This is a genomic window from Natronosporangium hydrolyticum, from assembly GCF_016925615.1.
Taxonomy (GTDB): Bacteria; Actinomycetota; Actinomycetes; order Mycobacteriales; family Micromonosporaceae; genus Natronosporangium; species Natronosporangium hydrolyticum.
Window position 1 is genome coordinate 3,147,182 of sequence record NZ_CP070499.1, and the last position, 14,283, is coordinate 3,161,464.

General features: G+C 70.5%; 13 protein-coding genes and 1 riboswitch. Of the genes, 9 read left to right on the plus strand and 4 right to left on the minus strand.

Features of this window, described 5'->3' with window-relative positions; translation table 11 throughout:
• Positions 1–122 precede the first annotated feature (122 nt).
• Genes JQS43_RS13975 through JQS43_RS14000 form a run of 6 tightly spaced genes read left to right on the plus strand, consistent with a single transcriptional unit; the run spans position 123 to position 5,323 of the window.
• The gene (locus JQS43_RS13975; RefSeq protein ID WP_239679437.1) at positions 123–872 is read left to right on the plus strand and encodes an FkbM family methyltransferase; all 750 of its coding nucleotides are present in this window, start codon (positions 123–125) and stop codon (positions 870–872) included.
• Between the two features lie 45 nt (positions 873–917).
• The gene (locus JQS43_RS13980) at positions 918–1,916 is read left to right on the plus strand and encodes a zinc-dependent alcohol dehydrogenase (protein ID WP_239674825.1); all 999 of its coding nucleotides are present in this window, start codon (positions 918–920) and stop codon (positions 1,914–1,916) included.
• Between the two features lies 1 nt (position 1,917).
• Positions 1,918–2,316: a 6-pyruvoyl trahydropterin synthase family protein gene (locus JQS43_RS13985; protein WP_239674826.1), complete on the plus strand. Its 399-nt coding sequence runs from the start codon at positions 1,918–1,920 to the stop codon at positions 2,314–2,316.
• A complete protein-coding gene (locus JQS43_RS13990; protein WP_239674827.1) occupies positions 2,313–3,404 on the plus strand; it encodes a glycosyltransferase family 4 protein in 1,092 nt (363 codons plus the stop codon). The genes JQS43_RS13985 and JQS43_RS13990 overlap by 4 nt, the downstream gene beginning before the upstream one ends.
• Positions 3,401–4,255 (plus strand): class I SAM-dependent methyltransferase, encoded by an 855-nt coding sequence (locus tag JQS43_RS13995; RefSeq protein WP_239674828.1) that lies wholly within the window; start codon positions 3,401–3,403, stop codon positions 4,253–4,255. Before JQS43_RS13990 ends, JQS43_RS13995 begins: the two co-directional genes overlap by 4 nt.
• 9 nt (positions 4,256–4,264) lie before the next feature.
• Positions 4,265–5,323 carry a lysylphosphatidylglycerol synthase transmembrane domain-containing protein gene (locus JQS43_RS14000; RefSeq protein ID WP_239674829.1) on the plus strand — a complete coding sequence of 353 codons (1,059 nt, stop codon included), beginning with the start codon at positions 4,265–4,267 and terminating at the stop codon, positions 5,321–5,323.
• Here the strand turns inward: JQS43_RS14000 and JQS43_RS14005 are convergent.
• Both JQS43_RS14005 and JQS43_RS14010 read right to left on the minus strand, forming a co-directional pair.
• Complete coding sequence (locus JQS43_RS14005) at positions 5,290–6,048, minus strand: RibD family protein (protein ID WP_275580896.1); 759 nt, start codon at positions 6,046–6,048, stop codon at positions 5,290–5,292. The two genes, JQS43_RS14000 and JQS43_RS14005, sit on opposite strands and share 34 nt — an antisense overlap.
• A gap of 13 nt (positions 6,049–6,061) precedes the next feature.
• Entirely contained in the window at positions 6,062–6,682 is a 621-nt protein-coding gene (locus JQS43_RS14010) for a GTP cyclohydrolase II (protein ID WP_239679439.1), read from the minus strand.
• A 463-nt stretch (positions 6,683–7,145) separates the two neighbouring features.
• Positions 7,146–7,224: riboswitch (S-adenosyl-L-homocysteine riboswitch) on the plus strand.
• A gap of 65 nt (positions 7,225–7,289) precedes the next feature.
• Between JQS43_RS14010 and metH the strand changes: the two genes are divergently transcribed.
• The gene (metH, locus tag JQS43_RS14015) at positions 7,290–10,868 is read left to right on the plus strand and encodes a methionine synthase (protein WP_239679440.1); all 3,579 of its coding nucleotides are present in this window, start codon (positions 7,290–7,292) and stop codon (positions 10,866–10,868) included.
• Here metH and JQS43_RS14020 read toward each other — a convergent pair.
• Together JQS43_RS14020 and JQS43_RS14025 are read right to left on the minus strand one after the other, a co-directional pair.
• Complete coding sequence (locus JQS43_RS14020; RefSeq protein WP_239679441.1) at positions 10,853–11,611, minus strand: alpha/beta hydrolase; 759 nt, start codon at positions 11,609–11,611, stop codon at positions 10,853–10,855. The two genes, metH and JQS43_RS14020, sit on opposite strands and share 16 nt — an antisense overlap.
• 80 nt (positions 11,612–11,691) lie before the next feature.
• On the minus strand, positions 11,692–12,258 hold the full coding sequence (locus tag JQS43_RS14025; protein ID WP_239674830.1) for a YceI family protein: 567 nt from the start codon (positions 12,256–12,258) through the stop codon (positions 11,692–11,694).
• 111 nt (positions 12,259–12,369) lie between these two features.
• Between JQS43_RS14025 and JQS43_RS14030 the strand changes: the two genes are divergently transcribed.
• Both JQS43_RS14030 and JQS43_RS14035 read left to right on the plus strand, forming a co-directional pair.
• Positions 12,370–12,873 (plus strand): MarR family winged helix-turn-helix transcriptional regulator, encoded by a 504-nt coding sequence (locus tag JQS43_RS14030; RefSeq protein WP_239674831.1) that lies wholly within the window; start codon positions 12,370–12,372, stop codon positions 12,871–12,873.
• 40 nt (positions 12,874–12,913) lie between these two features.
• Positions 12,914–14,278, plus strand: a complete 1,365-nt coding sequence (locus tag JQS43_RS14035; RefSeq protein WP_239674832.1) for a serine/threonine-protein kinase — start codon at positions 12,914–12,916, stop codon at positions 14,276–14,278.
• Positions 14,279–14,283: the final 5 nt, after the last annotated feature.

Genomic DNA, 14,283 nt, shown 5'->3' on the forward strand with positions numbered 1-14,283 from the left:
GCCGCACCCCCAGGTACACGAGGCGCGCGCCTGGTTCGTTCACTACCCGCCGGAGGACTTTCTTGACCGCCTACTCGGCCCCGGATCCCGACGACGTCGCCACACTGCGCCGCGACCCGGCGATGTCGGCCCTGCACCGCTCGCTCGAGGTCTACTACGGCGACCCCGCCCGGGACGCGCTGATGGATCGCTTCTATGCCCAATTCGTCGGCCCCGGAGACCTGGCGTTCGACCTCGGGGCGCACATCGGGGACCGGATCGGCTGCTTCCGCCGACTCGGTGCCCGGGTGGTGGCGGTGGAGCCGCAGCCGATCTGTGCCCAAGCGATCCGCGCCCTCTACCCCGGCGACGACCAGCTCACCCTGGTCGCCGCCGCCTGCGGCGACCAGCCCGGCGAGGTGACGCTGCACGTCAACTCCGCCAATCCGACCGTCTCGACCGCCTCCGCCCATTTCGTCGCCGCCGCCGCGGGGGCGCTGGGGTGGGAGGGGCAGGTGTGGGACACCACGATTGCGGTCCCGGTCACAACCCTGGACGCGCTGATCGCCGAGCACGGCGTGCCCTCGTTCATCAAGATAGACGTCGAAGGGTACGAGGAGGCGGTGCTCGCCGGCCTGACCACCGCAGTTCCGGCGCTGTCCTTCGAATTCACCACCATCGAACGAAAAGTGGCGCTGGCCTGCCTGGAACGGTTGGCCACCCTCGGCCACTACGGCTTCGACCTAGTGCTCGGCGAGCGGCAGCAGCTGGTCTTCGGCCGTTGGCGCAGCGCCGCGAAGCTCGCCGACTACCTCCGTTCGCTGCCGCACGAGGTCAACTCCGGCGACATCTACGGGGTGGCACAGCCCACTGGCGCGAGCGGCGTATCGTGACCGGACGTGCCGCGGCCCGTTGCCCGGCCGCGGGGAGGTGACCTGATGTCGGCGCAGGCTCGCGCGCTCTGGCTGGCTACCCCTGGTCGAGCCGAGCTGCGCACCGAGCAGCTTCCCGAGCCCGCCGCCGACGAGGTACGAGTGCGGACGCTCTACTCCGGCATCAGCCGGGGCACCGAGACGCTCGTGTTCCGGGGCGAAGTTCCGCCGAGCCAGCAACAGGTGATGCGGGCGCCGTTTCAGACGGGTGAGTTCCCCGGCCCGGTGAAGTACGGGTACCTCAACGTCGGCGTGGTCGAGGCCGGCCCGCCCGAGTTGCGGGGGCGCACGGTCTTCTGTCTCTTTCCGCACCAGAGCAGGTATGTGGTGCCGGCGGCGGCGGTTACGCCGGTGCCCGAGTCGGTGCCGGCGGCGCGGGCGGTCCTCGCCGGTGCGGTGGAGACCGCGGTCAACGCGCTGTGGGACGCTGCCCCGCTGGTCGGCGACCGGATTGCGGTGGTCGGCGGCGGCATGGTCGGCGGAGCGGTGGTCGGTGTGCTGGCGAAGCTACCCGGGGCCCGGGTGCAGCTGATCGATGCCGACCCTGGCCGGGCGGCGGTGGCCGAGGCGTTCGGGGTGGAGTTCGCGCTGCCGCCAGCCGCCGCTGGCGAGTGCGACCTGGTCTTCCACGCCAGCGCTACCGACGCCGGGCTGGCCCAGTGCCTGACCCTGGCCGCTCCCGAGGCCACCGTGATCGAGCTGAGCTGGTACGGCGACCGGACGGTCGGCGCGCCGCTCGGCGAGGCGTTCCATTCTCGCCGGCTGACGCTTCGCAGCAGCCAGGTCGGCACGATCGCGCCGGCTCGGCGCGGCCGGCGCAGCCACGCCGAGCGGCTAGCGCTGGCGCTGCGGCTACTCGCCGACCCCGGCTTCGAGGTGTTGATCAGCGGCGAGTCCGACTTCGATGACCTACCCGAGCTGCTTGCCGAGTTCGCGAGCGGCGCCCGGGGCGGGCTCTGCCACCGGGTCCGCTACCCCACTGACACCGACCGAACTGGAGAGTGAGTTGTTCAGCGTAACCGTCCGGGACCACGTCATGATCGCGCACAGCTTCCGGGGCGAAGTCTTCGGACCCGCGCAACGCCTGCACGGCGCCACCTACGTGGTGGACGCGACGTTCCGCCGCCCGGAGCTGGACCCTGACAACATTGTGGTCGACATCGGACTCGCCAGCGCCCAGCTAGCCGAGGTGGTCGGCGAGTTCAACTACCAGAACCTGGACGAGTTGCCGGAGTTCGCCGGGGTCAATACCTCAACCGAGTACCTCGCCAGAGTGGTCGCCGACCGGCTCGCGGGGCGAGTGCAGGCCGGCGCGCTCGGTGCCGCCGCTCGCGGACTGACCGGCCTGACGGTCACCCTGCACGAGTCCCACATCGCCTGGGCCAGCTACGAACGCACCCTATGAACGTAGTGCAGCTGGTGCTCCCGTCCGGCATCGACGACCCCGGCTCGCCCAGCGGCGGCAACACCTACGACCGCTGCCTCGCCGAGGCCCTCAGCCACGCCGGGTGGCGGGTTCGAGAGCACCTCGTCGCCGGGGCCTGGCCGGCGCCCACCGCCGGCGAGGAGCAGCAGCTGGCGGATGCGCTCGCCCGGTTGCCCGACGGCGCGCTCACCGTCATCGACGGCCTGGTCGGGTGCGCCGCACCGGAGGCGCTGCGGGCCGCCGCCGACCGGTTACGGCTGGTGCTGCTCGTCCATCTCCCGCTGGCCGACGAGACCGGTCTGGACCCGGCCGTCGCTGCGGCGCGCCACGACCGGGAGCAGCGCAGCCTGGCAGTGGCCGCCGCGGTCATCGCCACCAGCGACTGGGCGGCGCGGCGCCTGATCGAGAGTCACCACCTGCCGGCTGACCAGGTGCATGTGGCGGAACCGGGGGTCGCACCGGCGCCGCTGGCGGCCGGCACCGACGGCGCCGGCCAGCTGCTCTGCGTCGCCGCACTCACCCCGCGAAAGGGCCACGACGTGCTGGTCGAGGCCCTGGCCCAGGTGTCCGATCGGCGCTGGCGGTGTGTCTGCGTGGGGGCCGCCGGCGGCGACGAACGGTATCTGACCCGGCTGCGGGAGGCGGCGGCGGAACCGGGCTTGGCCGGCCGCATCGAGCTGCCGGGGCCGCGTACCGGGCCTGCCCTGGCCGCCACCTACCACACCGCCGACCTGCTGGTGCTTGCCTCACACGCCGAAACCTACGGGATGGTGGTCACCGAGGCGCTCGCCCGCGGCATCCCGGTGATCGCCACCGAGGTGGGGGGCGTCCCGGCGGCGCTGGGCCGGGCGCCGGACGGGCAGCGGCCCGGCCTGCTGGTGCCGCCGGCCGACCCACCGGCGTTGGCCAGGGCATTGGCCCGTTGGTGGGATGAACCGGCGCTGCGGCAGCGGCTACGCGCCGCCGCGCAGGCCCGACGGGCCGCGCTGCCCGGTTGGGCCGCGACCGCCGGCGCGGTCGACCAGGTCCTGGCCGGGCTGGCCACGACCAAGGAAGGACCAGCATGAGCACCGTCGACCCGCCCCGCTACAGCCCGGCCTGGCTGGAGCTGCGTGAGCCCGCGGACGCGGCGGCCCGGGCAGCCGCGCTGATCGCGCCGCTGCGGCAGCTGCTGCCGACCGGCCCGCTCCGGATCGGTGATCTCGGCTGCGGGACCGGTTCGATGGCTCGCTGGCTGGCGGGCCGGCTCCCCGGACCGCAGCACTGGCTGCTCATCGACCAGGACCCCGAGCTGTTGACCCACGCGGTCAGCCACCTGCCCGACCAGGCTGCCGACGGCTCCCGGGTCACCGGCGAAGCCCGCCGCTACGACCTCACCGAGCTGCCCGCCGATGCGCTGGCCGGGCTCCAGCTGGTGACCGCGTCGGCCCTGTTAGACCTGCTGACCGGGGCGGAGCTGAGCCACCTGGCAGCGGTGATCACGGCGGCCGGCTGCCCGGCGCTACTGACCCTGTCGGTCACCGGACAGGTCCGGTTCACGCCCGCCGACCCCCTCGACCCTTCACTCGCCGCGGCCTTCAACGACCACCAGCGCCGCCGCGTCGGCGAGCGACGCCTGCTGGGCCCGGCGGCGCCGACGGCGGCGGCGGCGACCTTCGCTGACCTCGGCGCCACGGTCCGGGTGCAGGAGAGTCCCTGGCGACTCGGCCCCGACCAGCCAGCATTGATCGACCAGTGGCTACGAGGGTGGGTCGCGGCCGCCTGCGAGCAGCGCCCGGAGCTGTCGGCTCCGGCCGAGGAGTACCTCGCTCGCCGGCTCGCCGCCGGGCACGCCGGCACGCTGTGGGTCGAGATCGGCCATCACGACCTGCTCGTCACCTCGAGACCGGGTGAACCGTCTCCGGCCGCTACGACGTAGGACCAGACGATGATCAGCGACGCGCGAGCCGAACCGACCCCGCCGCCGATCGCCTTGGCAGCTACCGCAGACGCCGGCGACCGCCGGTTCGGCCTGCCCACCCGTACCTGGTGGGTCTTGATTCGGGTGCTGGGCGGGGTCGCGATCCTCGGGGTGCTGGTCTGGCGGGTCGGTGCGGACGGCTTCCTCGCCGGGCTGCGCATGATCGATCTGGGCACCCTGCTGCTGATCTTCGTGATCGGGGCGGCCACCACGGTACTCAGCGCCTGGCGGTGGGTGCTGGTGGCCCGCGGGCTCGGCGTCACGTTACCCCTGGGCACCGCGGTCACCGCTTACTACCGGGCGCAGTTTCTCAACGCCGCACTGCCCGGCGGCGTCCTCGGCGACGTGCACCGAGCCGTACGACACGGCCGGGACCTGCGCAATCTCGGGCTCGGCGTGCGCGCCGTAGTGCTGGAGCGACTAGCCGGGCAGGTCGTGCTCGTCGCCGCCGGCGCGGTGGTGGTCGTGCTGCTCGGCGCGCCGCTGCTAAGGGCGATCCGGGTACCAACCGCGGCGCTGGTAGCCGGCGGGATTCTGATCGCCGTCCTAGCGGCGCTAGGCCTGGTCGGCGCTCGGAGCACCCGGGCTGGTGCGGTTATCAGCCGGACGGTGCGCGCTACCGTCACCGCGGTACGCACCGGGCTGCTCGGCCGGCGCGGCTGGCCCGGGATCGTCGCCTGCTCCGCGTTGGTGGTGGTCGGGTTCCTCGCCATGTTCGTGGTGGCGGCTCGCGCCGCCGGGGTCACCGCCGGCGTCGCTGAACTGCTGCCCCTGCTGACGCTGGCCTTGATCGCGATGGCGATCCCCCTCAACGTGGGTGGGTGGGGTCCCCGCGAGGGAGTCTGCGCCTGGGCGTTCGGAGTCGCCGGGCTGGGGGCCGCACAGGGGCTCGCGGTTGCGGTGATCTATGGGGTGTCGGTCTTCGTGGCGAGCCTCCCGGGGGCGGTGGTGCTGGCCGCCCGATGGTGGCGCGACCGGCGGTCGGCGGCTGGTCAGTCGGCGCCGAACCGAGCGGACAGCGCATAGCGCAGCAGCACCACGTCACCGAGCTGACGCACCTCCGCGAGCTCGGCCCGATGCTCCGGCCCCCACGGGAACCCGCCGTCGCGCACGAACCGTGGCGCCCGGCTGTCGCCGACGAAGAACGGGGCGATCACCAGCTGCAGCTCGTCCGCGAGCCCGGCCGTAAGGAACTGCGTGTGTACCCGGCCGCCGCCCTCCACCATCAACCGGCGTACTCCCCGTGCCCGGAGGTCGTTCGCGAGCCCGTGCAGGTCGACCGGGTCGCCGCCGTCCACCACCGTGGCGAGGCCACCGAAGCGTTCCCGGGCAACACCGAACACGGAGTGAGCACAGTAGATGATTTTTTCGGTCTCCCCGGTGACGAAGAACCTCGCCCCCGGGTCCAGGTCGGCCCCGCCGGTGAGAGTCACCTTCATCGGCGACGCGGGCAACCCGCGGGCGACCCGCTCACCTCGGCGGGCGCTGGACCGCACCAACAGGCGCGGATCATCCCGGCGGACGGTGCCGGCACCGACCAGGATCGCGTCGCACTGCGCGCGAACCTCGTCGACCCGATCGAAGTCGGCCGAATTGGACAGCAGTAGCCGCTCCTCACTGGCGTCGTCGAGGTAACCGTCGAGCGACATGCTGCAACTAAGGAGGGTGTACGGGGTCGGCGGGGCGGTCGCGGCGGAGTTGGGCAGCGGTCGCGACTGCCCGGACCGACCGGCGGAGGTTGCGACGGTCATCTCATCCTTCCCATCAGCCCAGCGGCGGCAGGTCGAGAGTGTGCCCGGAGCGGCGGACCTTGGTGTTCAGGTACCGGGCGTTCGCGTCAGACACGTGCACCCCGGTAGCGACCGCGCCAGTGACCTGGATGCCATGCCGCTCCAGTTGGCGTGCCTTGTCTGGATTGTTACTGAGTAGTGTGATCTGCGCTACGCCCAGCGTCTGCAGCATCTCGGCGGCGACGGTGTAGTCCCGTTCGTCCTCACCGTGCCCGAGCGCGAGGTTCGCCTCATACGTGTCCAGCCCGCCGTCCTGCAACGCGTACGCGTCCAGCTTGGCGTAGAGGCCGATGCCGCGCCCCTCCTGCCGCAGGTAGAGCAGGAAACCACCGGTCTGGGCGATGCGCTCGACCGCTTCCCGCAGCTGCGGGCCGCAGTCGCAGCGCTGACTGCCGAACACGTCACCGGTCAGGCACTCGCTGTGCGGTCGCACCAACGGCGGCGGACCACCGACTGCGGCCCGCTGCAGGCTGGCCCGCCAGTCACCGAGCCCGAACGCGAGGTGTTCGCCCCGGTCGGAGAGCCCATTGAACGTGAACACACGTGCCGCGGTCCGGTATCCGTCGACGAAGCGCAACGGAACCGATACCGCCATCCGGACGGTGGCGGTGGTGCCCGCAGCGGCCTCCAGCGCCGCGCCGGGCACGGCAGTGGACACCTCCGGCAGGGTATTGGACATCGTTCTCCCATGGTTGAGGCCAGGAACAGGCGGTGCCGGCACCGTGCCGGCCGCGACCCGGGCAGCCGTTGGCGCAAGACCGACACCTGCCCCCGTCATCACGCCGATACGAACGCGGTGCGACGGTAGTTCATCGACCGACCGAAAGATCACCGCGCCCGCCCTCCGTGGACACCGGCGTTCGCGGCCCGACCACCCGGCGGTGACCGACCGCGACGACCGGGCCTCCGATGGAGCCATGCACCCATATCCCCTGCCCGGCCACTCGCCAAACCGTAGGGCACCGCCGACAAACCCGCCCGCGCCGACTCCGTCGCCAAGATCCACCGATACGCTGCGTCATTGGCCAGCACCACGCTGGATCGGTACAATCGCTGTCTGAGTCGAGAGGCGCTGCAACGGGCGTGTGTGCCCGCCACGCTCGACCCCTGGACTGCACCAAGGGCGCCTCATTTTTTGGAGGTGACTTGGCTTGGGGAGCACATCCACGACCGCTAGCGACCAACGCGGGCTACGGGAAGCCCTGGAGCAACGGATTCTGGTGCTGGACGGCGCCTGGGGCACGATGCTTCAGAACGCGAAACTGACCACCGCTGACTACCAGGGTGACCGGTTCACCGCCCACTCCCACGACGTCACCGGCGACCCGGATCTGCTCAACCTGACCCGGCCGGATCTGATCCTCGACGTGCACCGGCAATACCTGGCCGCCGGTGCGGACATCACCACCACCAACACGTTCACCGCCACCACCATCGGGCAGGCCGACTACGGGCTCGAGTCGCACGTGCATGAGATGAACGTGCGCGCCGCGCAGCTTGCTCGGCAGGCAGCGGACGAGTTCGACAACCGCTTCGTCGCGGGCTCGATCGGACCACTGAACGTAACCCTCTCGCTCTCCCCCAAGGTGGAGGATCCCGCCTTTCGTGCGGTCTCCTTCGACCAGGTGAAGCAGGCGTACGCGGAGCAGATCGCGGCGCTGGCCGAGGGTGGCGTGGATGTCCTATTGGTTGAGACCATCTTCGATACGCTCAACTGCAAGGCGGCCATCATGGCCGCGCGGGAGGTGGCCCCGCAGGTTCCACTCTGGATTTCGGTGACCATCGTCGACCTTAGCGGCCGGACCCTCTCCGGCCAGACCGTGGAAGCGTTCTGGCGCTCGATCGAACGGGCCCAGCCGCTGGTCGTCGGGCTCAACTGCTCGCTGGGCGCGGCGGAGATGCGACCGCACGTCGCTGAGTTGTCCCGACTCGCCGATTCCTTCGTCTCCTCATACCCGAACGCCGGCCTCCCGAACGCGTTCGGTGGCTATGACGAGACTCCGGCGCAGACCGCCGAGATGCTCAAGGAGTTCGCCGATTCCGGGATGATCAACGTGGTGGGCGGTTGCTGCGGCACCACCCCCGCGCACATCTCCGAAATCGCGAACGCCGTCTCGACGGTCCAGCGTCGGCCGCTGCCGGAACGGTCCCCGGCGACCCGATTCAGCGGGTTGGAGCCGTTCGAGATCAGCCCCACCACCGGGTTCGTGATGATCGGTGAGCGCACCAACGTCACCGGTTCGGCGAAGTTCCGGCGGTTGATCGAGAGCGACGATTACCAGACCGCCGTCGATGTCGCCCTGGAGCAGGTGCGGGGCGGCGCCAACCTGATCGACGTCAACATGGACGCCGACCTGCTCGACAGCGAGCAGGCGATGACCACGTTCCTCAACCTCATCGCCACCGAGCCGGAGGTCGCCCGGCTGCCGATCATGATTGACAGCTCTCGGTGGAGCGTCCTGGAGACCGGGCTCAAGTGTGTCCAGGGCAAGGGCATCGTCAACTCGATCAGCCTGAAGGAGGGCGAGGAGCAGTTCCTGGCCCAGGCCCGGACGATCCGCGATCACGGCTGCGGCGTGGTGGTGATGGCCTTCGACGAGCAGGGGCAGGCCGATACCGCCGATCGCAAGGTCGAGATCTGCGCCCGCGCCTATGATCTGCTCACCGGCGAGGTCGGTTTCGCGCCGGAGGACATCGTCTTCGACCCCAACGTGCTGGCGGTGGCGACCGGTATCGCTGAGCACAACGGCTACGCCAAGGAGTTCATCGAGGCGCTGCCCCGGATCAAACAGCGCTGCCCCGGCGCCCGCACCAGCGGCGGGATCTCCAACCTGTCGTTCTCGTTCCGCGGCAACGACATGGTCCGGGAGGCGATGCACTCGGCCTTCCTTTACCACGCCCTGCCGGCCGGGCTGGACATGGGCATCGTCAACGCCGGCCAGCTCACGGTCTATCAGGACATCCCGCCGGACCTGCTGGAACTGGTCGAGGATGTGATCTTCGACCGGCGGGAGGACGCCACCGACCGGCTGGTCTCGTTCGCCGAAAACTTCACCGGCTCAGCCAAGCGCCGGGAGGTCGATCTCTCCTGGCGGGAGGCGCCGGTCGCGGAGCGGATCCGGCACGCCCTGGTGCACGGCATCGTGGACTTCGTCGAGGATGACACCGAGGAGGCCCGGCAGCAGTTCGACCGGCCGCTGCAGGTCATCGAGGGTCCGTTGATGGACGGCATGAAGACCGTCGGCGACCTGTTCGGCGCCGGCAAGATGTTCCTCCCCCAGGTAGTCAAGAGCGCCCGGGTGATGAAGCGTGCGGTCGGCTACCTGGAGCCGTTCATGGAAGCCGAGAAGGAGAAGCTCCGCGCCGAAGGGCACTACGGCACCGACCGCGGCAACGGCAAGGTCGTGATGGCGACGGTCAAGGGCGACGTGCACGACATCGGCAAAAACATTGTCGGCGTCGTGCTGGGCTGCAACAGCTACGAGGTCATCGACCTCGGGGTGATGGTGCCCGCCGCCCAGATCCTCGACACGGCGGTCGCCGAGGGCGCGGACGCGATCGGGCTCTCCGGTCTGATCACCCCGTCGTTGGACGAAATGGTCACCGTCGCCACCGAGATGCAGCGGCGAGGGCTCAAGCTGCCGCTGCTGATCGGCGGAGCGACCACCTCCCGACAGCACACGGCGGTGCGGATCGCTCCGGCGTACGAGGGCAACACGGTGCATGTGCTGGACGCTTCCCGGGTGGTCGGCGTGGTCTCGGACCTCCTCGACGACGATCGGGCGCAGGAGCTGGCGATCAGCAACCGCGCCGAGCAGCAGCGGCTGCGCACCCAGCACGAGAATCGGCAGCAGAAGCCGTTGCTGACGCTGAGCCAGATCCGCCAGAACCCCGAGCAAGTGGCCTTCGACGACCTGCCGGTGCCGGCGTTCACCGGCGTCCGCACCGTGACGCCGGAGATCGCCGAACTGCGCGAAATGATCGACTGGCAGTTCCTGTTCCTAGCGTGGGAGTTGAAGGGCAAGTATCCAGCGATCCTGGACCAGCCGGTGGCGCGGGAGCTCTTCGACGACGCCAATGCTCTGCTCGACCAGATCATCGCCGACGGCTCGTTCCAGGCGCGGGGGGCCTACGGCTTCTGGCCGGCGCACTCCGAGGGTGACGACATCGTGCTCGACGACCCGGCGGTGCGCTTCCCGATGCTGCGCCAACAGACCGAGAAGCCGGCTGGTCGGCCCAACCGCTGCCTCGCCGACTACATCGCTCCCGCCGGGGATCATCTCGGTGGCTTCGGTGTGGTGATCCACGGAGCGGAGGATCTCGCTACCCACTACGAGCAGGCGAAGGACGACTACAAGGCGATCATGGTGAAGGCGCTCGCCGACCGGCTCGCCGAGGCGTTCGCGGAGCATCTGCACCTGCAGGCCCGCCGGGAGTGGTTCGAACCGGACGTCGAGCCGGCGATCGAGGAGCTGCACGCCGAGCGGTTCCGGGGCATCCGGCCGGCGCTCGGTTACCCTGCCAGCCCGGATCACAGCTTGAAGGGTGAGCTGTTCCAGTTGCTCGACGCGGAGCAGGTCGGCCTGTCGCTGACCGACTCCTACGCGATGCATCCCGCGGCGAGCGTCAGCGGGATCATCTTCGCCCACCCGGCTTCGCGCTACTTCACGGTCGGCCGGATCGGCGAAGACCAGGTCGTCGACTACGCGCAACGGCGGGGCCAGGACCGGGCTGAAGTGGAGCGCTGGCTGCGGCCGAACCTCGCCTACGACCCGAAATAACCAGGCGGTGTAGCCGCGGCGGGTCGCTGATTGGTAAGCCAGTCAGCGACCCGCCGCAGCAACGCGGGCCGGGCCGCGTTCTCCGCGTGTCCGAATCCGGGGACGACCCATAGCTCCTTGGGTTCGCGCGCGGCCTGGTGCAAGGTGTGCGCGTGCTCCACCGGGAAGAGCGGATCGGCGTCGCCATGCACCACCAGCAGCGGGGTCGGGGCGATCCGGGCGATCGCCGTATCCGGAGGTTCGGGCACCGGTTGCCAGCCGCCGGCCGCGATCCGGGTCTGGCGCAGCACCCGACCGGCGAGCCGACCCAGCCTGGTCTCGATCACCCAGTGCACCCGCCGCATCGCCGCCGTGTCCCGGTAGAACCAGCGGGCTGGACCGCTGATCGCCACCACGCCGGCCAGCTCAGCCCCGCGGTCGGCGGCGTGCCGGATCGCTACCGCCGCCCCCATTGAGAACCCCACCGTGGCGACCTGCCGGTAGCCGAGCGAACGCGCCCACTCGACCGCCGCCGCGAGGTCGAATACCTCACGGTCACCCACGGTCGATACGCCGCCGGAGCGGCCGTGGCCGCGGAAGTCGAAGCTGACGACACCGGCTACCTCCCCCAGCACTTCGGCGGCGCGGCGTACCCCCGGCCGGCGCCATGAGCCGGTGAAACCGTGCGCCAGCACAATTCCGAGTTCGCTCGGGCCGGGGTCGTGGTGGGCGTCGAGGCGTACCCGGTCGTCGGTGGTCAGCATCGTCACGGTGCCACTGTGCCACTGTGCTGGGGACCGGCGGCGGGGGCGTCTGACCCCCGCCGCCGGCACGAGCTGAGAGCTCAGGCGTCCTTGATCATGGAGACCTCGAACTCCAGCACCACCTTCTCGCTGACCAGCACTCCCCCGGTCTCCAGCGGCGCGTTCCAGACCACCCCGAAGTCCTTTCGGTTGATGGTGGTGGACCCCTCGAAACCAATCCGGACGTTGCCGAACGGATCGGTCGCGGCCCCCTCGAACTGGAACGGGATGGTCACCGACTTGGTGACGCCCCGCACGGTGAGGTCGCCGGTCAGTTCCAGCTCCTGCTCGCCGGTCTGCCGGGCACTGGTGGAGACGAAGCTGATCTCCGGGTAGTCCGCCATCGCCAGGAAGTCGTTGCTGCGCAGGTGCTCGTCGCGCTGTTCGTTGCGGGTGTCGATGCTCTTCGCCTTGATCGTCACCGTGATCTTGGAGGCGTCCAGGTTCTCGGCGTCGAGCACCGCTGTGCCTTCGAAGTCATTGAACGCTCCGCGCACCTTGGTCACCATGGCGTGCCGGGCCACGAAGCCCAGCCGGGTGTGCGCCGGGTCGATGGTGTAGCGGCCGCTGAGTTGGCTGCGGTCGGCGTGCTGAGTAGCGGAGCTCATCTCATACTCCCATTGCTAGATGACGTGTCATACTCGATGATAGAAGCAATCTGCATGATGCATCATTCAACCCAGCGATTTGTGTCCCGCATCACAGGTAAGGTGACTTTCGTGACCAGTGCCGGCTGGCTGACCCCCGACGAGCAACGAGCATGGCGGAGCTTCCTGCTGATGCACCGTCGCCTCTCCACCCACCTGCACCGACAACTGCAAGCCGACTCCGGCCTGTCGCTCGCCGACTACGAGGTGCTGGTCAGCCTCACCGACATCCCCTCGGGGAGACGCCGCCCCACCGAGCTGCAGCGAGAGCTGCAGTGGGAACAGAGCCGGCTGTCCCACCACCTGACCCGGATGCAGCGCCGGGGCCTGATCTCCCGGGAGGAGTGCGCGGATGACGGCCGTGGGGCCTTCGTCTGTGTCACCGCTGCCGGCCGCGACGCCATCGAACAGGCCGCCCCGGGCCACGTCGCGGCGGTCCGCCGCTACTTCTTCGATCTGTTGACCGCGGAGCAGGTCGATCAGATGACCCACCTGTCCGAACAGGTGGTCGAGGCGCTGGGCACCGGCGCCGGCGCCCCGGCAACCATCCCGGAACAGGCTGGCGGGGCCCGCTGACCGCGAGCCACACCGCACCGGCCCGGTAACGTACGGGGCCATGCAGCAGCCCGACCGAATCGGCCCCTACCGCATCGAGCGGCTGCTCGGCGTCGGATCATTCGCCACCGTCTGGCTCGGGTACGACGAGCCGCTCGACGCCCGGGTAGCGATCAAGGTGCTCGCCGAGAACTGGAGCCACGACCTGCGCGTCCGGGAACGGTTCCGGGACGAGGCGCGGTTGCTGTGGCGGCTGGACCACGAACGGCTGGTCCGGGTACACACGGTCGGAGAACTCGCCGATGGTCGGCCCTACGCGGTCCTCGGCTGGGCGGACCGCGGCAGTCTGCGAGACCGCCTGGCCGCGGACGAGTCACTCCCGCTGCCAGTGGCCCTCACCCTGCTGCGCGAGATCGCCGCCGGTGTGGCGGTGCTGCACTCCCACCAGATCGTGCATCGGGATCTCACCCCGGGCAATGTCCTGTTCCGCTCCCGCGCCGACGGCCAGGAAGGGGTAGTGATCGGGGACCTCGGCCTAGCCAAGGCGCTCGCCGCCGCCTCCGGCCTGACCGCCCGGGCCGGCACACCCGGTTACATGGCCCCGGAGCAGGACGATCCGCTCGGCATCGTGGACACCCGCGCCGATGTGTACGGTCTGGGCCGGCTCGGCGAGACGTTGCTCACCGGGACCGGCCCCGCAGCGGTGCCGGCGGAGATCCGCGCGGTGTTGGCGATCGCGACGTCGCCCCGGCCGGACGACCGCTACCCGGACGCCGCCGCCTTCGAACGCGCGCTGGCCGAGGCCCGGCCGGCCGCCGACTCCGTAGTCGAACCATCCGCGCCGGCTCCAGCCCGGCGGCGGCGGTTGAGGTTGGCCACCGGAGCGACCGTGGTGGCGGCGGCGATCATCGCAGTCGTCGCCTCGACCGGCGGCCTAGGCTGGCTTCATGACCTGCGCGCCCCGCAGGCCGGGGTGGACTCGACCGGCCGATTGAGCGTGACGCTCCCGGAGGGCTGGCGCGCGGCCGGCTCCGGCTGGTCCGGGCAGCACCGCACCGACGGCGACCTGGAGCCCGCCATCCTGATCTCTCCTGACCCCGACGCCTGGCGGACGGATCCGGCGGTACCCGGTGCGTTCGTCGGTCTCTCCCGGGCCCTCGCCGCGGAATACACCCCGGAGCAGTTCCTCGCCGCCCAGCACCACGGGCAGTGTGCGGCGCCGGAACGGCGCACCATCGGCCAGGGGGTCATCGACTGGGTGATCTTGACATTCGGCGGGTGCGAGTCGGGCAAGCCGGAGCTGGTCGAGGCCGCCGGTCTCACCGCCGAGCCCGCCGAGCTGGTCTACGTCCAGGCGGCGCCCCCGGCGGGCAGCGGGCCGGAGTTCATCGACTCGCTGCTCGCCGGGGTTCGGATCACCGGCTGACCCCG

Excerpts from the sequence above, each read along its gene's own strand:
- JQS43_RS13975 (WP_239679437.1), top strand. The coding sequence starts at position 123 with ATGTCGGCCCTGCACCGCTCGCTCGAGGTCTACTACGGCGACCCCGCC.
- JQS43_RS13980 (WP_239674825.1), top strand. The coding sequence starts at position 918 with ATGTCGGCGCAGGCTCGCGCGCTCTGGCTGGCTACCCCTGGTCGAGCC.
- JQS43_RS13990 (WP_239674827.1), top strand. The coding sequence starts at position 2,313 with ATGAACGTAGTGCAGCTGGTGCTCCCGTCCGGCATCGACGACCCCGGC.
- JQS43_RS13995 (WP_239674828.1), top strand. The coding sequence starts at position 3,401 with ATGAGCACCGTCGACCCGCCCCGCTACAGCCCGGCCTGGCTGGAGCTG.
- JQS43_RS14000 (WP_239674829.1), top strand. The coding sequence starts at position 4,265 with ATGATCAGCGACGCGCGAGCCGAACCGACCCCGCCGCCGATCGCCTTG.
- JQS43_RS14005 (WP_275580896.1), bottom strand. The coding sequence starts at position 6,048 with ATGACCGTCGCAACCTCCGCCGGTCGGTCCGGGCAGTCGCGACCGCTG.
- JQS43_RS14010 (WP_239679439.1), bottom strand. The coding sequence starts at position 6,682 with ATGGCGGTATCGGTTCCGTTGCGCTTCGTCGACGGATACCGGACCGCG.
- JQS43_RS14020 (WP_239679441.1), bottom strand. The coding sequence starts at position 11,611 with ATGCTGACCACCGACGACCGGGTACGCCTCGACGCCCACCACGACCCC.
- JQS43_RS14025 (WP_239674830.1), bottom strand. The coding sequence starts at position 12,258 with ATGAGCTCCGCTACTCAGCACGCCGACCGCAGCCAACTCAGCGGCCGC.
- JQS43_RS14035 (WP_239674832.1), top strand. The coding sequence starts at position 12,914 with ATGCAGCAGCCCGACCGAATCGGCCCCTACCGCATCGAGCGGCTGCTC.